Source organism: Candidatus Frankia alpina (assembly GCF_902806485.1).
Taxonomy (GTDB): domain Bacteria; phylum Actinomycetota; class Actinomycetes; order Frankiales; family Frankiaceae; genus Frankia; species Frankia alpina.
Genome location: NZ_CADCWT010000050.1, coordinates 1 through 24,140, shown reverse-complemented (window position 1 = coordinate 24,140; position 24,140 = coordinate 1). Strand labels below are relative to the sequence as shown.

The window sequence follows — 24,140 nt, the reverse complement described above, 5'->3', positions numbered from 1 at the left end:
GTCGAACCGAACCCACCGCTGCCGCGCACCGAGACGGGCAGCTCGTCCACGTCGCGGAAGACGGCATGCTCCACACGCTGCACCACGAGCTGGGCGATCCGGTCGCCCCTGCGCAACGTGATCGGATCGGATCGATCGGTATTGATGAGAACTACTTTGATTTCACCACGGTAACCGGCATCGACCGTGCCGGGGGCGTTGACCACCGTCACGCCGTGCCGGGCGGCCAGGCCGCTGCGCGGGTGCACGAAGGCCGCGTAGCCCGCCGGCAGGGCGATCGCCAGCCCGGTACCGACGACAGCGCGCTCGCCCGGCGCGAGGGTCACATCCTGCGCGGTCACCAGGTCCGCGCCCGCGTCGGAGGGCTGGACGTACGCCGGCGGCGCCAGCTCGCGGTCCAGCCGGCGCACGAGGACCTCCACCCGCCCTGCGGCTGCGGCCTCGGTGGCCGGCGCCACGGTCCCGGCCACCGTTTCGGGCGCGGGGGATTCTGGCACGGAGGACCCGAGCGGTGCGGCGGGGACCTCGGAAGCGGCTGGGACCTCGGAAGCGGCGGGAATCGTGCGATCGGGGGCGGTCATGCTCTCCTGCCTGGACGGGCCGAACGGTGATGTCGATGATCGCCGCCGACAGCTCTGGCGCCGGACGCGCCGCGCGCCGGTTGTCCGCGATCCGCGAGACGAACACTAGGCCATGGCCGGTGCGGTCTCCACGGTGAGCCCCGCCCGCCGGCGGGACCGTGCGACCGTGATCGGATGGGGACCACCTGCAACTCACCCAGGTCGCCCAGGACAGCTGGGCGTCAGCGGGGCCAGCGGGGTATGCACATCACACAGGCGGGCCGGTGCGGCCCGCAACACAAAACGAGAGGTGTGGGGTGGCGAAAGCGGCATCGAAGCTGGGATGGAAGATCTTCGGCGGGGCGGCGACGGCGCTCGCGGGCACGGCTGCCAGCCGCGGCGTCACAGCCGTGTACCGCAAGGTGCGCAAGTCCGACCCGCCGGTCAACCCGGCCGACCCAGACACCGCCTGGGCGGAGGCGATCGCCTGGGCGGCGATCTCCGGCCTGGCGATCGGGCTCGGCCGGCTCGCGGCGGAGCGGGCAGCGGCCCGCGGGTGGGCCAGGGCGACAGGCTCCCCGCCGCCCGGCATGCTCCGCCCGGAGGTCTCCACCTCGGAAAACTGACCCACACGCCGGGCAGCCAACGGCCCCGGCTCTCGTCCGGGGCCGCAGGGGATGACCGACGAGCACGTCCGACGGGCGGCGCACCGCGATGGTGTGCCGCCCGTCGGCGTGCCGGGACGGCGCTACCCCGACCACTCGCCGTCGACCACCGGCCCTCCCGACTACCAGCCCTCCCGACCACCGGCCCCCCGGCCACCGCACCTCCGCTCGGCCCCCGCCCGGCCGTCTCGACGGGCACGATGGAGGTCGACTGTTCGCCACGTTGAGCCGCGGGAGGCCCGGATGGCCGTGTATGCCCTGGGGGACTCCGTCCCCGTCATCGACCCGACGGCATACGTCCATCCGGACGCGACCGTCATCGGCACCGTGACGATCGGCCCCGAGTCGACCGTGTGGCCGGGGGCGGTGCTGCGCGGCGACTACGGGTCGATCATCATCGGCGCGCGCACCTCCGTCCAGGACGGCACCGTGATCCACGCGACCGAACAGCTGGCGACCGTCGTCGGCGACGACTGCACCATCGGGCACCTCGCGCATCTGGAGGGCTGCGTCGTCGAGGACGGCTCGCTGATCGGGTCCGGCTCGGTGGTCCTGCACCGGGTCCGGGTCGGTCGCGGCGGGCTGGTCGGAGCCGGGGCCGTCGTCGTGGGCGGCACGGTCGTGCCCCCGGGCGGGCGAGCGCTCGGGATCCCGGCCAAGGTGCTGCCCGGCGGCGAGGACCAGGCCGACCTCGCCGCCGGCGCCGCCGTCTACGTGGCCAACGGCAAGCGCTACCGCGACCAGCTACGCCGGATCGACTAGATCCTGGCCCCGATCCCGAGCTGCGCCGATTGCGGTACGCACTGCACGGTCTGAGCCCGCAAACCGTACACACCGCACCGCAACACCACCGGCCGCTACCGGCGAGTGTTCGTGGCCCGAGGCTCGCCCACCGGGACCGCCTCGCGAACCAGGGCCGCGTCCGACAGGTGCCGCATCTTCTCCGGGTTCGCCACGATGTTGATCTCGACGACCCGGCCGCCCGCGACGTGCAGGCCGGCGATGAAGCGCAGGACATCACCCTCGAAGCTGGCGAAGCCGGGCTGGCCGTTGACCTCGATCGGCTGGATCCGTACCGGCCCGCCGGGCCGCCTTGGCCAGGATTCCGAGCACGAACCGGGCAACCCGGTCGGCGCCGACCACCGGCCGCCGGGCGGCCCGCGCAAGGCCCCCGCCGTCGCTGCGGATGACGGCGTCCGGATCGAGCAGGGCCAGCAGCCCGTCGAGGTCGCGGCCGGCGGCCGCGGCGAGGAAGGCGTCGGCGACGCGGCGACGCGACGCCGGATCCGGGTCGAAGCGGACCGACCGGTCGCGGACGTGGCGCCGCGCCCGGTGGCGACGGCGATCTCCGGGAACTCGTAGCCGAACACGTCGTGGAGGATGAAGGCCGTGCGCTCGGCCGGGCTGAGCGTCTCGAGCACCACCATCATCGCCATGCTGACCGACTCGGCGAGCGTCACCCGGTCGGCCGGATCGGCCATCCGCCCCCCCGCTCGCGGAATCGGGACCGACCGGCACTGCCGCCCCGGCGACGAAGGCCGCGTCCACCACGGGCGAGCCGGCATCGACACCGCGCCCGGAGCCGCCGCCCCCGGTGAGCCCGTCGACGAACGGTTCGGGCAACCAGGGTCCGACGTATCCCTCCCGCCGCCCGCGGGCCGAGCGCAGCTGGTCCAGGCACAGCCGGCTGACCACCACCGCCAGCCAGGCGCGCAGGTCCTCGATCCGGTCGGCGTCGACCCGGCCGAGGCGCAGCCAGGCCTCCTGCACCACGTCCTCCGCGTCGGCGAACGAGCCGAGCAGGCGGTAGGCCACCGCACGCAGGTGGGGACGCTCGGCCTCGAAGGCCGCGGCCAGTGCCGGCGGATCGGCCAGGTCGGACACCTCGACATCGCCGGGCATCTCGACCACGCCGGCGCCGGGACTCGTGGTGGCGCGGTGCGGGACAGTGGTCATCGGGTCCTCCGCTGGGCTCCGGAGAGGCTACGGACCTCGCGTCGCGGGCCCTGGCGGACAGGAGTAGAACGTCGTCCCCCACAGCGACGGGATTCCCGTCCCCGGTGTGACACCTCAGGCAGGCCGCGTAGATCCCAGCCGCCACTTCCTTGCCTGCCCAGAGGCCCAGATGTCCGATTCGTCCCGCTGGAAAGGCAAGGAAAGACAGAGGGATCAGGCGAGGTCGACGGCGACGGTGATCTCGCCCTCGGAGGGGCTGAACGCGAGGTCGCGGATGCTGCCGGCGCTGCGCAGGTCGGCGGCCGCCGCTTCGACGAGGGCGACGAGATCGGCCCCGCCGCCGATCCGGGCGCTCGCGACCTCGGCCTTCATCGACGCCTTCGTCGCCGACTTGGCACGGCGCACGCCGGTCAGCGCCGCACCGACCGCATCGAGCAGCTCGGGGCGCCCGCCGTCGGCAAGCTTGCGGATCTCCGCCGCGTCCGGCCAGTTCGCCCGGTGCACCGAGCCCGGCCGCCACCAGGACCAGACCTCCTCGGCGACGAACGGCAGGACCGGGGCGAACAGGCGCAGCAGCACGGACAGCGCCACCGCGAGGGTGGTCTGCGCGGAGGCGGCACCGGCGGGCCCGAACGAGCCGTAGGCGCGACCCTTGACCAGCTCGACGTAGTCGTCGCAGAACCGCCAGAAGAACGACTCGGTGACCTCCAGGGCCCGCGCGTAGTCGTAACCGTCGAGCGCGGCGGTCGCGGCGTCGACGACGTCGGCGAGCGCGGCGAGCAGCGCCCGGTCCAACGGCTCGCTGACCGGCACGGTCTCACCGGCCACCACGTCAGCGGCCACCGCACCTGCAGCCACCGCACCGCCGGGCTCGGCGTCACCCGGCGCTGGTGCGCCCGCGGGCGTCGCGTCGGCTCCGAGGCCGAGCGCGAAGCGGCTGGCGTTGAGAATCTTGATGGCGAGCCGGCGGCCGTTCTTCATCTGGCCGACGTCGAAGGCCGTGTCGGTGCCCGGCCGCCCGGACGCCGCCCAGTAGCGGACCGCGTCGGACCCGTGCTGCTCCAGCAGGCCCAGCGGAGTGACGACGTTCCCCTTGGACTTCGACATCTTCTTGCGGTCCGGGTCGAGGATCCAGCCGGAGATCGCCGCGTTCGACCAGGGCAGCAGGCCGAACTCGGCGTGCGTACGGACCACGGTGGAGAACAGCCAGGTCCGGATGATCTCGTGCGCCTGGGGCCGCAGGTCCATCGGGAAGACCCGGGCGAACAGGTCGACGTCGCGCTCCCAACCGCTGGCGATCAGCGGGGTGAGCGAGGACGTCGCCCAGGTGTCCATCACGTCCGGGTCGGCGGCGAACCCGCCGGGCACCCCGCGCTGGGAGTCGGTGTAACCCGGTGGCACGTCGCTGGACGGGTCGACGGGCAGCACCGCCTCGGCCGGCACGATCGGCGCGTCGTAGCGCGGGGTACCAGTGTCGTCGAGGGGATACCACACCGGGAACGGCACGCCGAAGAACCGCTGCCGGCTGATCAGCCAGTCCCCGTTGAGGCCATCGACCCAGTTCTCGTAGCGGACCTTCATGTACTCCGGGTGCCAGCGCAGCTCCTGGCCGCGGGCCCGCAGCTCGGCGCGCAGCGGCTCGTCGCGCCCGCCGTTGCGCAGGTACCACTGGCGGGTGGTGACGATCTCCAGCGGCCGGTCACCCTTCTCGTAGAACTTGACCGGGTGGGCGATCGGCCGCGGATCGCCGAGCAGCGCACCGGCCCCGGTGAGCAGCTCCACGATCCGCGTGCGGGCGCTGTGGACGGTCTTGCCGGCGAGCTCGGCGTAGCGCGCCCGGCCCGCCGACGAGGTGATCGCGGCCGGCGTATCCGCGACGAGCCGGCCGTCGCGGCCGATCACGGCGCGGGCCGGCAGGCGCAGTTCCCGCCACCAGATGACGTCAGTGAGGTCACCGAAGGTGCAGATCATCGCGATGCCGGATCCCTTCTCGGGATCGGCGAGCCGGTGGGCGACAACCGGGACCTCGACGTCGAACAGCGGGGTCCGCACGGTGGATCCGAACAGCGGCTGGTAGCGCGGGTCGTCGGGGTGGGCGACCAGGGCCACGCAGGCGGGCAGCAGCTCCGGGCGGGTCGTCTCGATCACCACCGGCTCTGCCGCGGCCGGCCCGGCCGGGTCGGTGCCGCCGCGGGGGAAAGCGAGGGTGTGGAAGGCGCCGGGACGCTCCCGGTCCTCCAGCTCCGCCTGGGCGACCGCGGTCCGGAAGGTGACGTCCCACAGCGTCGGCGCCTCGGCCAGGTACGCCTCGCCGCGGGCGAGGTTGCGCAGGAACGCCGTCTGGGCGACGGCACGCGAGCGGGTGTCGATGGTGGCGTAGGTGTGCGACCAGTCGACGGACAGCCCGAGGCGACGCCAGAGCTCCTCGAAGCCCTTCTCGTCGGTCAGCGTCAGCCGCTCGCACAGCTCGACGAAGTTGCGCCGCGAGATCGGCACCTGCTCCTTGCCCGGCTTGGCCGGGGGGGCGAAGTCCGGGTCGTAGGGCAGCGACGGGTCGCAGCGCACCCCGAAGTAGTTCTGCACCCGACGTTCGGTCGGCAGCCCGTTGTCGTCGAAGCCCATCGGGTAGAACACCTCACGTCCCCGCATCCGCTGATAGCGGGCGATGACGTCGGTGTGCGTGTAGGAGAAGACGTGGCCGACATGCAACGAGCCGCTTACGGTCGGTGGCGGGGTGTCGATGGAGTACACCCGCCCCCGGTCGACCGTGCGGTCGAAGGTGTAAGTGCCCTCGTCCTGCCATGCCGCCGACCACCGCGCCTCGATGCCATCGAGGCTGGGCTTCGCGGGAACCGCGCGTGCGGATTGATCAGTGCCGTCTGTGCCAACCACAGCGACGATCCTACGGGCGCGCCGATCGTGACCGCCGCGGCCGGCCCCCCGAAGCCCCGCACGTCCGCCTCCGTGACCGCATTCACCCGCCGGGATGCTCGCGGGTGGCGCCACCTTGGCAGGATGAACCCGAGCCAAAGCCCGAACCAAGACCCGAACCCGAACCCCGGAGCGCCGCCCGATGAGCGACCTGCCCGACCCGCACCTCCTGCTTGACGTCGCGCTGACGATCGCCCGCGAGGCCGGCGAGCTGCTCGCCCGGGGCCGCGAGGGCACGGTCGCCGCGGAGACCACGAAGTCCTCCCCCACCGACGTGGTCACCGCCCTGGACCGTGCCTCCGAGGCACTGGTGGCCAAGCGTCTCGGTGAACTGCGTCCCGGCGACGGCCTGCTCGGCGAGGAGGGGTCCGACTCCGCCGGGTCGACCGGCGTGCGCTGGATCGTCGATCCACTCGACGGCACCGTGAACTTCCTCTACCGGCTGCCGAACTGGGCGGTGTCGATCGCCGCCGAGGTGGACGGCGAGGTCGTCGCCGGCGTGGTGCACGCCCCGACGCTGGGCGCGACCTACACCGCCGTCCGCGGCGGCGGCGCCTTCCGCGACGGCACGGCGCTGACCGGATCGACGGTGACGACCCTGGCCGGCGCCCTCGTGGCGACCGGTTTCGGCTACCTGGAGTCCAGCCGCGCCGCCCAGGCCGCCGTGCTCACCCGGGTGGTCCCCCGGGTCCGCGACATCCGCCGGATGGGCGCGGCGTCGCTGGACCTGTGCGCCGCCGCCGGCGGCCTCGTCGACGCCTACTACGAGCGCGGCCTCAAGCCCTGGGACCATGCCGCCGGCGGGCTGGTCGCGGCCGAGGCGGGCCTGCGGGTCGGCGGGCTGCACGGCCGGCCGGCGAGCGAGGACCTCACCGTCGCCGCCCCACCGGCGCTGTTCGGCCCGCTCACGGACCTGCTCGCCGAGGATCCCCCGGCCGACCGCGACTGACCCTCGGGGCCGGCGGCCGCGACCGGGCCGTCACACCTGCGCGCGCTCGTCGAGGATCTGCTCGACGAGCCGGGTCAGGGCCGCCTCGACGTGCCGGGGGGCGCGTGAAATTCAGGTGGTTCAGCATCGATATGCGGGCCGGCAGAGCCACCGGTCCGACCGCGTAGTCTCGCAACCGAGATCCGGCACAGTGGAAGCCTGTGCGCCGTGCTGCCCTGACCTCAGGAGGTGATCGTGGGTTCCACGCTCTACGACGAGGTGGGCGGTCTTGACGGCCTGCGGCGCCTGTCCGCGGCGTTCTACGACCGTGTGCTCGCAGACGAGCTGCTCGCTCCGGTGTTCGCGCACTTCACCCCGACCCATCTCGATCACGTTGCCGTGTGGCTGGCAGAGGTATTCGCTGGACCAGCGGACTTCTCGGCCCACCTCGGCGGCCATCAGGCTCTGCTACGAAGCCACCTGGGGCTCGGGATCCGCGACGAGCATCGGCAGCGCTGGCTGGATCTGATGGCGGACGCGATCAGCGAAGTGCTCCCTGGCCGGCCCGAGCTGGCCGCGACGCTCATGGAGTACTTCGCATGGGGCACCGCCATCGCTCAGCAGGTCTCGCAGGACCCCGTCGGAACCGATCTGGGCGACCCCGGCCCCACCCCCCGGTGGGGACACCAGGGTCTGCTCCGCTGACCCGTCACCGCCTGCCTCGCCGGGCAGCCGAGCCAGGATCCCCTTTTCTCAGCGGCTGTCCGCGGTCGCGGCGGGGGCGGCCGGGTTGGGCCCGGCGCTGGGGCCGACGTCGCCGTACCAGACGGTCCGCCGGACGTGGTCGATGTAGCTGACGACGATGTGCACGACCCGGCGGGAGACGTCGTCGGCGTCATAGTCGGGGACGACCCGCGCTCGGCGGTCGCTTTCGGCCTCCCGCACGATCAGCTCGACGGCGTCGAGGATCCGGTCCGGGCGCAGCACGCTGGCGACGAGCACCCCGCGGTCCATGCCCTCCGGCCGTTCGTGCGCCTCCCGGACGAGCACGGCCGGGAAGCCGACGAGGGAGGCCTCCTCCGTCAGGGTGGCGCTGTCGGAGAGCACGCACAGGGCGGCCCGCTGCAGCGCGATGTAGTCGGCGAAGCCGAACGGCCGGCAGAAGCGGACCCGCTCGTCGAGCAGGGGCGCCCGCCCCGAGCGGCGCAGCGCGCCGAGCCGATCCCGGGTCCGCGGATGGGTCGACACGATCACCGGCAGCCGGTAACGGACCGCCAGCCGGTTGAGGGTCTCCAGCAGGGCCGACAGCGCCTCGGGCCGGTCGACGTTCTCCTCGCGGTGGACACTGGCCAGCAGGTAGCGCCCCGCCTGCACACCGAGGGTGGTCAGCGCCGACGAGGTGTCGATGAGCGGGGCGTAGTGGGTGAGCATCTCCTTGACCGGGGAGCCGACGACGAAGATCCGCTGGGCGGGCAGTCCCTCGGCGAGCAGGTGCCCGCGGGCTCGTTCGGTCAGGGCCAGGTGGACGTCGCTGAGCTGGTCGGCGACCCGCCGGTTGATCTCCTCCGGAACCCGCTGGTCGAAGCAGCGGTTGCCGGCCTCCAGGTGGAACACCGGAATGCGGCGGCGCTTGGCGGCGATCGCGGCGTAGCAGGTGTTCGTGTCGCCGTAGATGAGCACGGCGTCGGGGGCCTCGGCGGCGAGAATCGGGTCCAGCCGCGAGATCAGCCGGCTGATAGTCTCGGCGGGGGTGGGCCCGGCGGCGTCGAGGTCGTGGTCCGGGCGGCGGATGCCGAGCTCCTCGAAGAAGATCTGGTTGAGCTCGTGGTCGTAGTTCTGCCCGGTGTGGACCAGGCGCAGGTCGACGGCCCGGTCGAGGGCGGCGATGACCCGGCTGAGCTTGACCACCTCCGGCCGGGTGCCCACGATCACCAGCACCCGCAGGCGGCGTTCGGCCGAGCCGGCCGGCCGCGACACCGCGGACGCCGACCGGGCGGCGGTCAGCGACAGGCGCCGGGGCTGCGGCCCGCTGGGCTGCGGGACCAGCGGTTTGACCCGTTCACCAGGCAGCCCCGACGGAACCGTCGGTACGGAGGGCCCACTCTGCTCCGGAGTACCACGCGGCATTCGGATTCCCCCTGACGCAACGCGTCGTCACCAGCGGCCGGGGGCCCGTCCGGACGATCACCGGCCGGCCCGGGGCTGCCTCACAGGGGGAACCTATCACTGTCCGTAGTTTTCAGATAACCCGACGGCGTCAGTTCGCGCGGCCCCAGCCGGCCGATGCTCCGGCCGGGGTCCGCGGCTAAGCGACTAGAGCAGGGAGCGCAGGACGTAGAGGAGGATGCCGCCGTGGCGGTAGTACTCCGCCTCGCCGGGGGTGTCGATGCGCACGACCGCGTCGAAGGTCTTGTCCCCCGCGCGGACGGTGATCGACGGCGTCTTCTCGTCGGCGTCGGCGAGACCGGTGATCGTGAACGACTCCTCGCCGGTCAGGCCGAGCGACTCCACCGACTCACCCGCCGGGAACTGCAGGGGCAGCACGCCCATGCCGATCAGGTTGGACCGGTGGATCCGCTCGTAGGACTGGGCGATCACCGCGCGCACGCCGAGCAGCGAGGTGCCCTTGGCCGCCCAGTCACGCGACGAGCCGGAGCCGTACTCCTTGCCGGCGAGGACGACCAGGGGCACGCCCTCGGCGGCGTACTTCTGGGCCGCGTCGTAGATCGCCAGCTCCTGGCCGTCGGGCAGGTGCCGGGTGACGCCGCCCTCGGTGCCAGGCGCCAGCCGGTTGCGCAGCCGGATGTTGGCGAACGTGCCGCGGATCATGACCTCGTGGTTGCCGCGCCGCGACCCGTAGGAGTTGAAGTCGCCGGAGGCGACGCCGTGCTCGGCGAGGTAGCGGCCGGCCGGCGAGTCCTTCTTGATCGAACCGGCCGGGGAGATGTGGTCGGTGGTGACCGAGTCCCCCAGCACCGCGAGCACACGGGCGTCGATGATGTCCGTGCGCGCCTCGGGCTTGGTCCCCATGCCCTCGAAGTACGGAGGGTGACGAACATAGGTGGAGTCGGCGGCCCAGGCGAATGTCCGCGAGACCTCGCCGCCGTCGCCGACCGGCAGCGAGCGCCAGCGCTCGTCGCCGGACAGGTCGGCGTAGTCCGCCTCGAACATCTCCGACTGGATCGCGTCGGCGACGACCGCGGACACCTCGGCCTCGCTGGGCCAGACGTCGCGCAGGTACACCGGCTGGCCGTCGGTGCCGTGGCCGAGCGGGACGGTGTCGAGGTTGATGTCCATCGTCCCGGCCAGCGCGTAGGCGACGACCAGCGGCGGGGACGCCAGGTAGTTCATCTTGACGTCGGGGTTGATCCGGCCCTCGAAGTTACGGTTGCCAGACAGCACGCTGACCACCGCGAGGTCGGCGTCGTTCACCGCCGCGCTGATCTCCTCCGGCAGCGGGCCGGAGTTGCCGATGCAGGTGGTGCAGCCGAAGCCGACCAGGTTGAAGCCGACCTTGTCCAGGTACGGCACGAGCCCGGCCCGCTCGTAGTAGTCCATGACGACCTTCGAGCCGGGGGCCAGCGTCGTCTTGACCCACGGCTTGCGGGTCAGCCCCTTCTCCACGGCGTTGCGGGCCAGCAGCGCCGCGCCGATCATGACCTGCGGGTTCGAGGTGTTGGTGCAGGAGGTGATCGCGGCGACCGCGACGGCCCCGTGGTCGATCTCCACCGTGGTGCCGTCGGCGAGGGTGACCGACGTCGGGTTGGCCGGCCGGCTGGTGATGTCGCCGGCGACGGCGTTCACCGAGATCGGCGCGTCCGACGGCTTGTCCTCGAACGCCGCCGCCGGGTCGGAGGCGGGGAACGACTCGGCGTCGGCCTCGTCCGCGCCACCGTTGGTGAACACCGAGGGCTGGGCGTAGTCGGCCAGCGCGGCGCGGAACGCCTGCTTCGCGTTCGACAGCGGCACCCGGTCCTGCGGCCGCTTCGGGCCGGCCAGCGACGGCACGACCGTCGACAGGTCGAGCTCGAGAGTGGTCGTGTAGGCGGCCTCGCGGCTCGGGTCGTGCCAGAGCCCCTGCTCCTTGGCGTACGCCTCGACCAACGCCACCTGCTCCGCCGGGCGACCGGTCAGGCGCAGGTAGTTCAGCGTCTCGCCGTCGATCGGGAAGATCGCGCAGGTGGAGCCGTACTCGGGGCTCATGTTGCCGATGGTCGCCCGGTTGGCCAGCGGCACGTTGCCGATGCCCTCGCCGTAGAACTCGACGAACCGGCCGACGACGCCGTGCCGGCGAAGCTGCTCGGTGATCACGAGCACCATGTCGGTGGCCGTCGTGCCGGCGGGCAGCTCACCGGTCAGCTTGAACCCGACGACGGTCGGGATCAGCATGCTCACGGGCTGGCCGAGCATCGCGGCCTCGGCCTCGATGCCGCCGACGCCCCAGCCGAGCACACCCAGACCGTTGATCATGGTGGTATGGCTGTCCGTGCCCACCAGGGTATCCGGGTAGGCCAGCGTGCCCTCGGGGGTGTTCCTGGTGAACACCACCCGGGCCAGGTGCTCCAGGTTGACCTGGTGCACGATGCCGGTGTTCGGCGGGACGACGGTGAAGTTGTTGAACGCCTCCTGGCCCCAGCGCAGGAACTGGTAGCGCTCCCGGTTGCGGCTGAACTCCAGGGCGGCGTTGAGCTCGAAGGCGTCCGGCCGGCCGAAGTGGTCGGCGATGATCGAGTGGTCGATCACGAGCTCGGCCGGCGCCAGCGGATTGATCTTCGCCGGGTCACCCCCGAGGGCGGCCATCGCCTCGCGCATGGCGGCGAGGTCCACCACACAGGGCACGCCGGTGAAGTCCTGCATGATCACGCGGGCGGGGGTGAACTGGATCTCCTGGCTCGGTGCCGCGGCCGGATCCCAGTTCGCCAGCGCCCCGACATGGTCCGCGGTGATGTTGGCGCCGTCCTCGGTGCGCAGAAGGTTCTCCAGCAGCACCTTCAGGCTGTAGGGAAGTCGATCGGCCCCGGGCACCGCGGCCAGCCGCCTGATCGTGTAGGTGCGATCACCCACCACGAGCGATCCGGTACTGCCGAAGCTGTCCATCGTTCTCCTCCTCGTCACCCACCCGCCCGTCACCCACGGGCAGCGGGGCTTGCCACCATGGTCACGCCCCTGCGGCTACGCCGTTGCGACGCCGTCGACGGCGACTGGCGTAGGCGCAGGGCCGCCCGCGGCGTCGGCCATCGTCGGCCGGCTCATGTCCATCCTGGCATTTCCCACCTTGCGGGATCGCGCCCGAGGGGTTGTGACACCGCCGACGCGACCGTCGCCTCGACGGGCTCGCGGGCCCAACCGAACCCGCCCGCCGCAACCGGGACGTTGAACTCAACCGTACGACTCTCCCGGATGACGCGCGCCGATTTAATTAGCGACGCTAATAATATCAGACGGATCCTCCGCGAGCTCCGCCGCGAACCGGTCGAGGAACACCTCCCGCTTACGCTGCGGGCTCATCGCGCCGGTGCCCACCGACCGGGCGAGCATCCGCCGCTCCCACTGCTCGACGTCGGTCACCACCCGGGCCGGGGCCCCGGCGACCAGGGACCGCGCAGGGACGTCGCGCATCACCACGGAGCCAGCGGCGATCACCACGTCGGCGCCGATCGTGACGCCCGGCATGATGATCGCGTTCATCCCGATCACCGCGTCGTGGCCGACCCTGATGGGCCCGACCACGTCGATGTCGGGATGCTTCCGGCGCAGCCGGTGGGCCGCACCATCGTGGGTGATGAACCGGACGCCGTCCGCAATGGCTACCCGATCGTCCAGCCTGATCAGGTAAGGCTCGGTGCCGAAGGTGGCGGCGGTGACGCCGACGAACCGGCAGTCCACGCCGAGCCGCACCCCGATGCTGCGAGCGTAGCCCACCGGATCGGTTCGCAGCAGGTAGGTGCGGCGGGCCGCCCGCAGCGCCCGGCCCGGCAGCGCCACCAGCGGCGACGAGCGGACCCGGCCGACCAGCGCCCTGGCGCCCGACCGGTCACGCCCGGGCGGCCGGGCCGACGGCGGCGACGGGGACGGGGACGGGGACGGCTCGACCGGGGAGGACTCGACCGAGGTGGGCTTCGGAGCCGACGGGGACGAAGCCCGGTGTTGCCCCCGGCGTGCCGGGGGGCGGACGCGGGCGGCTTCGCGCAAGGCCGCGACCACATCGTGGCTGAGCGCCCGGCGGTCGAGTATTTTCTCCGCGCGCATCCGGGCGGCCGCGGCGCGCCGGCTCGCCGCGGGCGTGCGCCGGCCGGCCGCCGCCTCCTGCAGGGCGGCGGCCATCGCCGGGGCGTCGCCGAGCCCGACCAGCCAGCCGGTCTCGTCGTCGACCAGTTCCGGCAGCCCGCCGGCCGCGGTGGCGATGGTGGGCACCGCGCACGCGGACGCCTCGGCCCCGGCCCCGTAGCTCTCCGACCAGGACGACACGACGTTGACGTCCGCGGCGGCATAGAACGGCCGGACGTCGGTGACGCTGTCGACCCAGCGGACCCGGTCGGCGCCGGGCAGCCGGGCCGCCCACGCCCGGACCTGCTCGCGGTAGCTCTCGCCGGCCTCGCCGTAGCCCCCGCCGAGCAGGATCAGCGTCCCGCGCCCACCCCCTTCGGCGAAGCGGGCCCAGGCCGCGAGGAGCACCTCGTGCCCCTTGACGCCCTGGCCCGGGCGGACCAGCCGCTTCGGTGGGTAGAAGTAGGCCACGCAGACCGCGACGAACTCGTCCTTGGCGAGGCCGAGCTCCGCTCGCGCCTCCCGCCGCCGCTCATCGTCCACCGGGACGAAACGCTCCAGGTCGACGCCGTAGGACAGGGTGCGCATCCGGTGCGCCGGCAGGCCGAGGGCGGCGTACCGCCGGCGGATGTCCACACTGGACGCGATGACCAGGTGGTCTAGCCGGCACAGCACCCGCTCGGCCCGCCGGATCAGCGCGTTGTCCAGGTAGAGGGGGCCCGCGACCATGTACACCCGGGTGATCCGGGTGCCCAGGGTGGCGAACCGGACCGCCAGCGCCGAGGCGTACAGGTGGTAGTGCACGACGTCGACGCCGAGCTCGCGCAGCCTCGCTCGCAGCTGAACGATTCCGACGAGCTGCCCGACCGACGACGCGCCGCGCCGGGGCGCCGGGCTCTCGACGACCTCGATCCCGAGCGCCGTCAGCTCCCGCGCCACCCGGCTGTCGGTGTGATCCGGCGCGGGTAGCAGCACGACCACCTGGTCGCCGGACTCGCGGGCGGCGAGAACGTGCGGCAGGATCCACAACGGCCCGTCACCGGTCTTGACCAACGTGGCGATCTTCATTCGGAGCGGTCCTCCAGGGTCGTGGACGGGCGGGCGGCAGCCGCCGAGGTGCGCGGGACGCCAGGCGCCACCGGCGGGTACGCCGGCCGGCGGGCCACCCACAGGCAGGCCCGCCCGGACAGGTGGGCCACGCCGAGCAGGTCGAGGGCGGCCTCCAGCGGCCGCAGGCGCGCACGGGGAACGCGGGCGGCCAGGGCTCGGCCGGGACCGGTGAACTCCAGCACGGTGGCGAGCGCTCCGTAGGGATGCGCCCGTACCTGCTCGAAGCCGACGGCGCGCAGCACGGCGGACAGCTCCGCCGGGGTGAACGCGTACTGGTAGAATTCCCCTGCCCGCGGCCGCGGTAGCCGGCCCGGCCCACCGCCGGGGCCCAGGGCGCGCAACAGCGGGCTGAAGCACGGTGTGGAGACCAGTGCAGTCCCGCCCGGTCGCAGCACGCGCAGGGTCTCACGTAGCACCTCCTGCGGGCCGTCGGCGAAGTGCTCGCACACGCCGGGCGAGTAGACCGCGTCGTAGTACCCGTCGGGCACGTCGAGCCGGCGGACGTCGCCCCGCCAGACGCGGATCTTCGGCGCGGCCGTGCGCAGCCGCTCGACGGTGCGCGGCGCCCAGTCCACCGCCTCGGCGGTGAATCCCCTGGCCGCCATCGCGACGCTGAACTGCCCAGGCCCGCACCCGGCCTCCAGGACTCGGCCGCCGGGCGGTAGGTGGCGGCGGACCGCGCGGCGCAGGTGCAGGGGGAGGTGGCCCGCGCGGGCCCGGCGGTAGTCCGCCGGCTGGGCGTCCCACAGCTCGTCCCAGTAGGCGGCGTCGGCCGCCTGCCGGTAGAACGCCAGCCGCCCGCCGTGGGCGGTCGGCTCGACGACGAGCGTGTCGTGCTGGGGGTGTAGCGCCATCAGGGCATCCCCTTTCCGAAGGCTGGCAGCGGGCTCGTCCGCGCCCGGCCCGCGCGGACGGCCTGGGCCGGATGGGCCGGGCGAGGTCGGGGACGTGGCCGGCGGCGAGAAGCGGATGGCAGGCGGGGTGCCGAGCTCCCTGCCCAGCGCACGGCGGGCCACCGCCGTCATGACCACGTAGGCGAGCATGCTGCCGACTGCGGCGCCGGCAGGTCCCCGCCAGGGCACGAGCACCGGGTAGGTCACCAGCGACACGGCCAGCCCGAGCAATCCGGCGCCGCCGGCCGCGCCGGTGCGGCCGAGGCCGCTCAGCGCCCGGCATTCGACCAGGAACGGAGCCAGCAGGAGCTCGGCGACCAACAGCAGGCGCATCGGGGTGACCGCCGCGGCGTAGCCGGGTCCGAACAGGGTTCGTACCAGCCAGGGCGCGACGAGCGCGAGGACGCCCGCGGCGACCAGCAGGACGGCGAGCAGGACTCGGGTCACGCGGCGCAGCACCGCGCGGGACAGGGCGCCCCGCGCGGTGCGGTGGAAGACCACCTGGCCCACCGACCCGGGCACGAGGCGCAGCGCCTCACCGGCAGCGGCGGCGATCGAGTACACCGCGCCGGCGCCGGCGCCGCCGAAGGCCGCGACCAGCAACCGGTCGAAGCGGAACGCCATGGTCGCGCCCACGTTGAGGCCGAGCGCGGGCACGCCCTTGACGATCAGCAGCCGCCAGGCCCATCGGTCGGCCCGCGGCCGCACGGACAGCCCCGACCGGGCCAGTACCGCCACGCCCGCCGCCGCCTGCGCGGCCCAGCACAGCGCGAGGATCACCAGGATGTGGGGCAGGGACGGGTGGCGCGGGCCGGCCAGCAGCAGCCCGAGCTGGCCGAGCCCCGTGGCGGCGACGAGCCCGGCGGCAAGGACGATCGAACCGGCGGCGTTGAGCGCGTCGAGCACCTGCACAGCGAGCAGGTTCGCGACGGCGAGGACCGCGATCGCGCCCCCCAGCTCGGCGTCCACCCGCGCCCCCCCGGACAGGTGGATCACCTGCAACGACGCCACGGTGACCAGGCCGGCGGCGGGTGGGGCCACCGTGAGGGACAGCCCCAGGTAGTCGCCGAGGGACACCCGGGGGTCGCCGCGGCCGAAGTAGTGCCGGAACGCGACGTTCGTGCCCAGCCCGCCGACGAGCGAGCCCAGCGCGGAGATGGTCAGCAGGACCACCAGCGCTCCCCGCCCGCCCAGGGGCAGCATCCGTGCGGTGACCATCGCCTGGCCCAGGCTGGCGACGGCGGACAGCCCCAGCCACCCGGTTACCACCGCGCCGACCCGGCCGATCCCGCGGTGGGGTTTCGCCACGTTCGCCTTCGGACCCGGCGGGGGCGGCGGGGGCGGCGGCGAGTCCACCGCCCGCGGACCCCCGACCCGCGGACCCGGCGCCGCTGCCGGCTCGGACCGCACCGGAACGGACTCCCGCCCCGCCCGCGCTGGCCGGCTAGCTGGGCGGGGGCGCGGCGGGGCCGGCCGGAGCGGACGAGCGGGGTCCGTACGGGCGGTACGGGCGGCCGCTGTCTCGGCCAACCGGATCAGGCCGAGCACGCCCAGTCCCAGCATCGCCTGGACCGGAACCGCCGCGAAGGCGTTGCGCACCTCGGTGATCAACGGGACGAGCAGGACGAGGCAGGCCGTGTCCGTCCTGCGCACGGACCGGCCATGGTCCATCCAGGCCACGACGAGCCCGGTCAGCAGCAGGAAGCCGACCACGCCGCGGGCGCCGAAGTTGTAATAGGCCTCGGCGATCGGCGATCCTCCGATCGGGCCCTCCCGGTCGAGCATCAACACGTTGAACAGCCGCTCGTCGCTGAACTGGGAGGGCTGGGGATGACCGAGCAGCCGCCCGGACACCAGCCGGTCGAGCTGGCCGTAGAAGGTCGACCCCGCGGGCGGACGCTCGCCGAACTCGTCGCGCCATTCGAGCACCGAGCCGACCGGACGGATCGAGGCCCCGAGCTCGGCGATCCCGTCGACGGGGCTGAAGGTGATGGCGCTGAGCCGGGTGGCGGCAAGGCCGGACTCGCGGATCTCCCGCAATCCGCCGATCAACGCCAGCAGTATGACCGCGCCGAGCAGGACGACGACCCCGCGCACCACGATGCGCCGCCTGGCGGCCACCGCCGCCGCCGCGACGGCCGGGAACATCACCTCGCCCCGCAGCCCCAGCGGCAAGGCCGCGGCGGCGAACAGCGCGAACACCACGAGGGCCGCCGTGCGCCACCGGCTCGGCCCGCCGATGACCGCGAGCGCGAGGCCCAGGCCCACCCCGAGCAGCACGTAGGGCACCAGCGGGCCGCGCAGCGCCGTCTGACCGACCGCGGCGTACGAACCGAACAGCAGCCCGATCCCGCCGGCGGCGAGCACGATCGCGACGAGCCCGACGACCGACACCGCGAGCACCACGAGGCCGGCGGGGGCACGCAGATCCGGCCGATCCGGCCGATCCGGGGAGGCGGTGGCCGGCGGGTCGCCCGCGGCGGGCACGGGACGGTCGCCCGCGGCACGCACCGCCCGCAGCAGGGTCATCGCCGCCACCCCCACGGCGGCGCTGACGACCCCCAGCGTGGCCACGGCGAACAGCCGGCTCATCGGGTAGACGGCCAGCCAACGAAAGTCGTACTGGCCGCGGATCCGATCGAAGGAGGTGCCGGTGGCGAACAACGCCGCCACCCCGAGGTGGAACACCGACAGAGTGATCAGGTAGACCGATGAGCAGGCCCACACCCCACGCGGCTGGGCCCGGACGCACAGCAGCACGCAGCCGGCGACCACCAGGACGCTGAGCCGGGCGGCGGAGTGCTCCACCAGTCCGGCGAACGACGACGCCCAGGCCGCGACCACGAACAGGGCCACCAGGCAGCCGGCGAGCGCCATCCCGCTCGCCCGGCGTGACGGTGTTTCGGCCACGCCGGCCGATCGGACAGCCAGCGCGGGCGAGGCGGGCGAGGCGGGCGAGGCGGCGGCCGCAGACACGGGTGGGTACAGCCGCCCGGACCCACATGGTCCGCCGGCTCGGCTCAGCGCGGCCATCGCCTAGGACCACACCGCCGTCATGTCGCGCTGCCAGGTGTCCATCGTGAACGGGGAACGGCGCAGCAACCGCATCGCCTCGCGGCGCTGATCGATGGTCGGCGGGACCGCGGTGAGCATGTCGGCGGTGTCCGCCCAGACCGCGTCCGACGTGGCCAGCGGCAGCGTGGCGACCCCGGGCAGCAGGCGGGCGATCTCGACGACTCCCGGCAGGTCCGCCGAGAGCACCGGGGTGCCCACCGCGAGCGCCTCGAGCACGACCGTGGGCATGCCCTCGTGCAGCGAGGTGACCAGCAGCAGCGAGGACGCCACGAGCAGCCGGGAGATCTCGCGGACCTCCCCGGTGAACTCGACGTGTTCGGCGACGCCGAGCCGGTCGGCGAGCACGGTCAGGCGGGCGGTTTCGGCGTCGTCCTGACGCCCGACGATGCGCAGCCGCGCGTGGACCGAGCGGGCTCGCAGCGCGGCGAGGATCTCGATGGCGCGGGCCCGGTTTTTCAGCGGGTCCGGACGGGCGATGTGGACGAGGGTGACGTGCTCGTAGTCGTCCTCCGCCAGGTCCTCGGCGCGACGCCGCGCGGCGATCGCGACCCCGGGCGGCTCCAGTTCGACGCCGTTGTAGATGACGCGGCAGCGCGGATCGATCCGCCACTCCTCCCGCCACAGCCCCCGCATCGCCGCCTCGCTCACCGCGATCAGGTCGGTGGCGAACCGGTCGAGCAGCAGGCGCCCGAACGCCCGCTGCACCCGCCCGCGCAGGCTGTCGCCGTGCCGGTCGGCGCTACTGACGAAGTACGCCACCCGCCGCCGCACGCCGCCGAGGCGGGCCAGCGTGAGCACGACCCCGGAGAAGGTCGCCACGGCGGAGTGGACCACGTCGGGGCGGACCTCCCGCAGCAGCCGCAGGAACCGCCAGCCGAAGCGCCAGTCGGTGCGGCAATAATACACCTCGCTGCCGAGGTCGCGGATCTCGGCGTCCAGCGAACCGGCGGCGCCGGAGGTGACGGCGAACTCCAGCCGGAACTCCTCCGGATCCAGCCGGCGCAGCAGGTTCACGGCGCGCAGCTCCACGCCGGCCCGGTCCATCCGACCCAGCACCTCGATCACCCGCACCGGACGGCGACGGCGACCCGGGTCGCCGGGCTCCGACCGGGTGGCCACGACGGCCGCGCCGGTCGCGGGCGGGGCGGGCCGGGCCTCGGTCGCGGACCCGCTCGGGACACCTGGCCGCTGGTCGACCGGGGTGTCCGCGGGCGCTGTCCGCCCGATGGTCTCCAGTGCGGACGTGGTCTCCGGGGTCATGATCGCCCTCCCGTCGGCTGGGGGGTCCGCACGGGTGGCGATCCGGACGGCGTGGCCGGGCGGCCGCGCGCCGACGGATCCCAACCGGCGATCGCCGCGTAGAAGGCCGACGCCCGGGTGGCCAGCCGGTCGCCGCGGTAGTTCTCGGCGGCGGCGCGGTTGCGCGCGGACATCGCGGCGAGCGTGTCGGGTGAGGCGAGGACCTCGGCGATCCGTATCGCGAGCCGTTCGGGATCCTCGGGCGGGACGAGGTCCTGCGGCGCGAGCAGCTCGACGGTCCCGCCGACCGCGGTGGCGATCGCGGGCACCCCGCGGGCCATCGCCTCGATGAGCACCCGGGCCAGGCCCTCCGTCCGCGACGGCAGGACGAACAGGTCGGCGGCGTCGAGTACGGCGCGCACGCCGGCCCGGTCGAGCGCCGGCACGAACTCGACGATGTCGGCGAGCCCCTCGCGCCGGGCGGCGCGGACGAGGTCGGCGTGATGGCGGCCGGTGCCGACGATGACGACACGCAGCTGGTGCCCCCACGCGTCGAGCAGGCCGACCGCGGCCAGCAGGATGTCGTGGCCTTTGTACCGGCGGTCCTGCGAGCCGATCGTCACCAGCGTTGCCGGCACCGGCGTTGCCGGCAACGGCGGCCGGGCGGCGCGCGGGCGGGCCGCGGCGAAGTCCTCGGCGTTCAGGCGACCGTAGGCGTAGCTGGCCGTCAACGCCCCGGCCGCCGGCGGGTAGCGGCGTTGCAGGGTCTCGCGGGTGACGTAGCCGACCGCCTGGGCTCCGGCGGCGTGCCGGGCCAGCCAGCGCCGCGCCGGCCGGCGCGCCCAGCGGCCGAACATCCCGCCGGCGACCGCCTCGGCATCACCGATGATCTCCAGGACGTAGGGCAGCCCGCGGGCGCGCACCTCGGTGACGAGGGCTGCCCCGACCATGCCGGGCATCACCGCGAGATAGCGGGTGTCCACGACGTGAGGCGAGCGGGCGGGCGCCGCCGACCGGCTCGCCACCCCCGCGGCGGCGGCGCGCTGACGGGGGGTGGGGGCAAGCTGGCCACCCGAGTCGAGCCCCCTGGCAATCACGAAGCGTAGCGATCGCGCGGTACGCAGATAGCCGCCCGGTCCCTGGTAGGGCGGCAGCGCGACGACGCGGACCCGGTCGCCCTCGACCGGGAAGGACGCCGTCATCGCCGGGTCGGGGGACGCCGCGCCGACCCGGGCGAGCACCACGACCTCGTCGAAGACGCCGAGGTAGCCGCACCAGTGCGGGTAGGCCTCACCGGGAGTGCGGGCCAGTACTGCGTCGTCGACTCCCCGGTGGAACCGTGCCTCCGTCGCGACGACAACTCGCATGGCCCCCGCCCTTCGCCGATGCTCCCCCAGGACGTGGACAACCTACAGCCATCACACGACTACAGAGAGATACAACACTCGCGGAGAGTCCGGACGACGGGGCTCGCCATCCGACGGCGAAGGAACGAACGGGCGGGCGGGCGGGGCATCGCGCTCCACCCGCCCGGCCCGCGTCGTGCGGGTTACAGCGTCTGGATCACCACTTCGACCTCGTCGACTACCCACCGAAAGTCGCGGTATCCACACTGGTGAACAGCCTCAACGGCGTCTCCGCACGACGGCTGCGCTCAGAGCACACCAGCCAGGTGAACCGGTACAACATCCGCGGGCACTTCAGGTCACCGCCCTACTTCACCGCGCCGGCGGGCGGCACCCAGCTCGCACTGTCGCGCGAATACGTCGACAGGCAACAGCGATCAGCTGCAACACGCTGATCCCGCACCGAAGGACAGGGCCTGCGCGCTACGCTTCCCCGGTCAGAGCGACTCCACGGCTAGTCCGGCGGCTTCGTGCCGGGTCGCCTGGGATGGGATCGCCACGACGGCGGGGCCCGACCGCCGGGCATCGGTCGGGCCGGGCAGCCAGCGGCGGGTGTCGAGCACGAGCCGAGCGTGCCGGGTCACCGTGTCGCGGTCGAAGGCGTCATGGTCGACGAGCACGACGACGAGGTCCGCCGCCGCGAGCTCGGCCGGGGCCGCCTCGACGAGGGTCACCCGCGCAGGCAGCCGCGCCGGGTCGACGTGCGGGTCCGCGGCGCGCACGTCGGCGCCGAGATCGGCCAGCAGGCCGGCGACGCGGGTCGCCGGCGCCTCTCGCGCGTCGCCGGTGTTCCGCTTGTACGCCAGCCCCAGCAGCAGGATGCGGGTGCCCGCGACGGGCAGGTGGCGGGCGTTGAGCATCTCGGTCACCCGGCGCACGACGTGGTCGGGCATGTGGTCGTTGACGTCGTTGGCCAGCTCGACGAACCGGAAGCTGCGACCCAGGCTGCGGCGCACCCGCCAGGACAGGTACGACGGGTCGATGGGCAGGCAGTGGCCGCCGACGCCGGGACCGGGGGTGAAGCGCAGGTACCCGAACGGTTTCGTCGACGCGGCGTCGATCGCCTCCCAGACATCGACGCCGAGCTCGTGGGCGAACATCGCCAGCTCGTTGACCAGCGCGATGTTGACGTGCCGGAAGGTGTTCTCCAGCAGCTTCGTCAGCTCCGCGGTGCGGGTCGAACCGACCGGGACCGTCCGTTCGATCAGGCTGTCGTAGAAGGCGGTGACGGCGGCCAGCGACGCCGGGCCCGTGCCGGAGACCACCTTGGGCGTGTTCACCAGGTTCCACGTCCGGTTCCCGGGGTCGATGCGTTCTGGGGAGTAGCCGAGGTGGAAGTCCACCCCGGGGTGCAGCCCGGAGCCCTCGGCCAGCAGCGGGGCGAGCAGTTCCTCGGTCGTCCCGGGATAGGTGGTTGACTCCAGGATCACGGTGGATCCGGCGGTGACCAGGGGCGCCAGGCTGCGCGCGGCATCGACGATGTAGGACAGGTCGGGGGCGCCCTCGCGCAGCGGGGTCGGCACCGTGATCACGGCGACGTCGAATCCGCCGGCCCGCGCGTAGTCGAGGGTCGGCTCGTACCGGCCGCTGTGCAGGGCCGCGGCGAGCTCGGAATTCGGGATGTCCTCGACGTAGGAGTGCCCGGCCGCGAGCCGGGCGGCCCGGTCGGGATCCACCTCCACCCCGACGACACGCCAGCCCATGGCGACGGCCCGCATCGCCACCGGGAGACCGACATAGCCCTGCCCGACCACCACCAGCTTGTTCGATGACATGAGCAGAGTGTTGCTTATTAATTGCATAGCGAGACGTAGCCGATTCACCGTGTCCTCAGCTCACGGTGGCCTCAGCGCACGGTGGCCACCGGGTCCGCGGGGACGCCGCCGGCCGCGGGTGCCCTCACCGCCTGTGCCAGCACCCGGGCGATCCGCCGGCCGGCCTGCCCGTCCCACAGTGCCGGACGGCGCGCGGCCGGCGGATGCTCCAGGGTGTCCAGCGCCGCGGTGACGACGACCCGGCGGTCGCGCCCGACCACGCGGTTCGTGCCCTCGATGACCGTCAGCGGGCGCTCGGTGGACTCCCGCAACGTCAGGCACGGCACGCCGAGCACCGTCGACTCCTCCTGGATCCCGCCCGAGTCGGTGAGCACGATCCGCGCGCCGGCCTGCAGGGCCACCGAGTCGAGGTACCCGACCGGGCCGAGCAGGCGGACCCCCGGCGGCAACCGGTCACCCACCCGGGCCGCCGTACGCGGGTGCGCCGGGAAGACCAGCGGGCAGCGCGCCGCGATCTCACCGAGCGCCGCGAGCAGACCGGCGAGCGCCGCGACGTCGTCGACGTTGGCCGGCCGATGCAGGGTGACCAGCCCGTAGCCGCCGGGATGCAACCCGAGCTCGGCGAGGGTCGGTCGGGCGAGCGCCTCGTCCCGGCGGGCCAGCAGGGTGTCGACCATGACGTTGCCGACGAGGTGCACCGACCGCGGCGCGGCGCCCTCCCGCAGCAGGTGTTCCACCGCGTCCGGCGACGGGGCGAACAGGTCGGCGCACAGACGGTCCGCAACGATACGGTTGATCTCCTCGGGCATCGACCGGTCGCCGCTGCGCAGACCCGCCTCGACGTGCGCGGCCCGCACCCCCGCCTTGGCCGCGACGAGCGCGCAGGCGAGGGTGGAGTTCACGTCCCCGAACACGACGACGACGTCGGGGGCCAGCCGATCCAGCAGCGGCTCGAAGGCGGTCATCACCGCCGCCGTCTGCACGGCGTGGGAGCCCGAGCCCGCCGCCAGGTGGTGGTCGGGGCGGCGCAGGTCGAGCTCGGCGAAGAACACCCCGCTCATCGCCTCGTCGTAGTGCTGGCCGGTATGCACGAGGGTGGTGCGGAACCCGTCGGCCGCCAGGGCGTCCAGAACCGGCTTGGCCTTGACGAAGTTGGGCCGGGCGCCCGCGACGACCACCGCGTGCGGCCCCGCAGGCACCTGCGGCACCGGCCGCGGAGGTTGGGGAATCCGCTGGCCGGGCGGCCGCGCCGCCCGGCCGCCAGCCGACCAGCCGGCCCCCCCGGTCACGGCCTGACCTCGGGGGACGCTCCCTGGACCGGCAGACCCACGAACG

General features: G+C 73.6%; 15 protein-coding genes and 2 pseudogenes. 5 read left to right on the top strand and 12 right to left on the bottom strand.

The features are described from left to right. A partial coding sequence (gene dut / locus G6R25_RS08375) for a dUTP diphosphatase (protein ID WP_163552516.1) occupies positions 1–581 on the bottom strand: 581 nt, incomplete at its 3' end. A gap of 296 nt (positions 582–877) precedes the next feature. On the opposite strand from dut, the gene G6R25_RS08370 reads away from it, so the two are divergent. Together G6R25_RS08370 and G6R25_RS08365 are read left to right on the top strand one after the other, a co-directional pair. Continuing rightward, the gene (locus tag G6R25_RS08370) at positions 878–1,186 is read left to right on the top strand and encodes a DUF4235 domain-containing protein (RefSeq protein ID WP_163552515.1); all 309 of its coding nucleotides are present in this window, start codon (positions 878–880) and stop codon (positions 1,184–1,186) included. Between the two features lie 282 nt (positions 1,187–1,468). Then, positions 1,469–1,987, top strand: a complete 519-nt coding sequence (locus G6R25_RS08365; protein WP_163552514.1) for a gamma carbonic anhydrase family protein — start codon at positions 1,469–1,471, stop codon at positions 1,985–1,987. Between the two features lie 95 nt (positions 1,988–2,082). Here G6R25_RS08365 and G6R25_RS31310 read toward each other — a convergent pair whose 3' ends face one another. The 3 genes and pseudogenes from G6R25_RS31310 to valS all read right to left on the bottom strand — a co-directional run bounded on the left by G6R25_RS31310 (position 2,083) and on the right by valS (position 6,073). Continuing rightward, a complete protein-coding gene (locus G6R25_RS31310; RefSeq protein WP_272871449.1) occupies positions 2,083–2,652 on the bottom strand; it encodes a sigma factor-like helix-turn-helix DNA-binding protein in 570 nt (189 codons plus the stop codon). Positions 2,653–2,938: 286 nt separating this feature from the next. Beyond that, positions 2,939–3,127 (bottom strand): annotated as a pseudogene (locus tag G6R25_RS31305) (sigma factor); the annotation flags it as partial. 267 nt (positions 3,128–3,394) lie between these two features. Beyond that, a complete protein-coding gene (gene valS / locus G6R25_RS08355; protein ID WP_163552513.1) occupies positions 3,395–6,073 on the bottom strand; it encodes a valine--tRNA ligase in 2,679 nt (892 codons plus the stop codon). A 181-nt stretch (positions 6,074–6,254) separates the two neighbouring features. On the opposite strand from valS, the gene G6R25_RS08350 reads away from it, so the two are divergent. Then, entirely contained in the window at positions 6,255–7,061 is an 807-nt protein-coding gene (locus tag G6R25_RS08350; protein ID WP_163552512.1) for an inositol monophosphatase family protein, read from the top strand. A 234-nt stretch (positions 7,062–7,295) separates the two neighbouring features. Then, the gene (locus G6R25_RS08345) at positions 7,296–7,745 is read left to right on the top strand and encodes a group II truncated hemoglobin (RefSeq protein WP_163552511.1); all 450 of its coding nucleotides are present in this window, start codon (positions 7,296–7,298) and stop codon (positions 7,743–7,745) included. 48 nt (positions 7,746–7,793) lie between these two features. Here G6R25_RS08345 and wecB (G6R25_RS08340) read toward each other — a convergent pair whose 3' ends face one another. From wecB (G6R25_RS08340) to G6R25_RS08315, 6 genes are all read right to left on the bottom strand, one after another. Continuing rightward, positions 7,794–9,167, bottom strand: coding sequence for a non-hydrolyzing UDP-N-acetylglucosamine 2-epimerase (gene wecB, locus G6R25_RS08340; RefSeq protein WP_235947819.1), 1,374 nt, complete (start codon positions 9,165–9,167; stop codon positions 7,794–7,796). A gap of 186 nt (positions 9,168–9,353) precedes the next feature. Beyond that, positions 9,354–12,137, bottom strand: a complete 2,784-nt coding sequence (acnA, locus tag G6R25_RS08335) for an aconitate hydratase (RefSeq protein WP_163552509.1) — start codon at positions 12,135–12,137, stop codon at positions 9,354–9,356. Positions 12,138–12,455: 318 nt separating this feature from the next. Then, complete coding sequence (locus tag G6R25_RS08330; protein ID WP_163552508.1) at positions 12,456–14,375, bottom strand: glycosyltransferase; 1,920 nt, start codon at positions 14,373–14,375, stop codon at positions 12,456–12,458. Next, entirely contained in the window at positions 14,372–18,286 is a 3,915-nt protein-coding gene (gene wzy, locus G6R25_RS08325; RefSeq protein ID WP_205446964.1) for an O-antigen polysaccharide polymerase Wzy, read from the bottom strand. The genes G6R25_RS08330 and wzy overlap by 4 nt, the downstream gene beginning before the upstream one ends. Positions 18,287–18,346: 60 nt before the next feature. After that, on the bottom strand, positions 18,347–19,645 hold the full coding sequence (locus G6R25_RS08320) for a glycosyltransferase (protein ID WP_163552506.1): 1,299 nt from the start codon (positions 19,643–19,645) through the stop codon (positions 18,347–18,349). Continuing rightward, a complete protein-coding gene (locus tag G6R25_RS08315) occupies positions 19,642–20,991 on the bottom strand; it encodes a glycosyltransferase (RefSeq protein WP_163552505.1) in 1,350 nt (449 codons plus the stop codon). Before G6R25_RS08315 ends, G6R25_RS08320 begins: the two co-directional genes overlap by 4 nt. A 194-nt stretch (positions 20,992–21,185) precedes the next feature. On the opposite strand from G6R25_RS08315, the pseudogene G6R25_RS26530 reads away from it, so the two are divergent. Next, positions 21,186–21,425: pseudogene (locus G6R25_RS26530) on the top strand (IS200/IS605 family transposase); the annotation flags it as partial. 42 nt (positions 21,426–21,467) lie between these two features. On the opposite strand, the gene G6R25_RS08305 reads toward G6R25_RS26530, so the two are convergent. After that, positions 21,468–22,805 (bottom strand): nucleotide sugar dehydrogenase, encoded by a 1,338-nt coding sequence (locus tag G6R25_RS08305; RefSeq protein WP_163552503.1) that lies wholly within the window; start codon positions 22,803–22,805, stop codon positions 21,468–21,470. Between the two features lie 71 nt (positions 22,806–22,876). After that, complete coding sequence (gene wecB / locus G6R25_RS08300; protein WP_163552517.1) at positions 22,877–24,013, bottom strand: non-hydrolyzing UDP-N-acetylglucosamine 2-epimerase; 1,137 nt, start codon at positions 24,011–24,013, stop codon at positions 22,877–22,879. Positions 24,014–24,140 lie beyond the last annotated feature (127 nt).

Bases quoted from the DNA above. Each gene is read 5' to 3' on its own strand.
- G6R25_RS08320 (WP_163552506.1), bottom strand. From the start codon at position 19,645: ATGACCCCGGAGACCACGTCCGCACTGGAGACCATCGGGCGGACAGCG.
- G6R25_RS08350 (WP_163552512.1), top strand. From the start codon at position 6,255: ATGAGCGACCTGCCCGACCCGCACCTCCTGCTTGACGTCGCGCTGACG.
- acnA (WP_163552509.1), bottom strand. From the start codon at position 12,137: ATGGACAGCTTCGGCAGTACCGGATCGCTCGTGGTGGGTGATCGCACC.
- G6R25_RS08315 (WP_163552505.1), bottom strand. From the start codon at position 20,991: ATGCGAGTTGTCGTCGCGACGGAGGCACGGTTCCACCGGGGAGTCGAC.
- G6R25_RS08365 (WP_163552514.1), top strand. From the start codon at position 1,469: ATGGCCGTGTATGCCCTGGGGGACTCCGTCCCCGTCATCGACCCGACG.
- G6R25_RS08305 (WP_163552503.1), bottom strand. From the start codon at position 22,805: ATGTCATCGAACAAGCTGGTGGTGGTCGGGCAGGGCTATGTCGGTCTC.
- G6R25_RS31310 (WP_272871449.1), bottom strand. From the start codon at position 2,652: ATGGTGGTGCTCGAGACGCTCAGCCCGGCCGAGCGCACGGCCTTCATC.
- wecB (WP_235947819.1), bottom strand. From the start codon at position 9,167: ATGCCGCGTGGTACTCCGGAGCAGAGTGGGCCCTCCGTACCGACGGTT.
- G6R25_RS08330 (WP_163552508.1), bottom strand. From the start codon at position 14,375: ATGAAGATCGCCACGTTGGTCAAGACCGGTGACGGGCCGTTGTGGATC.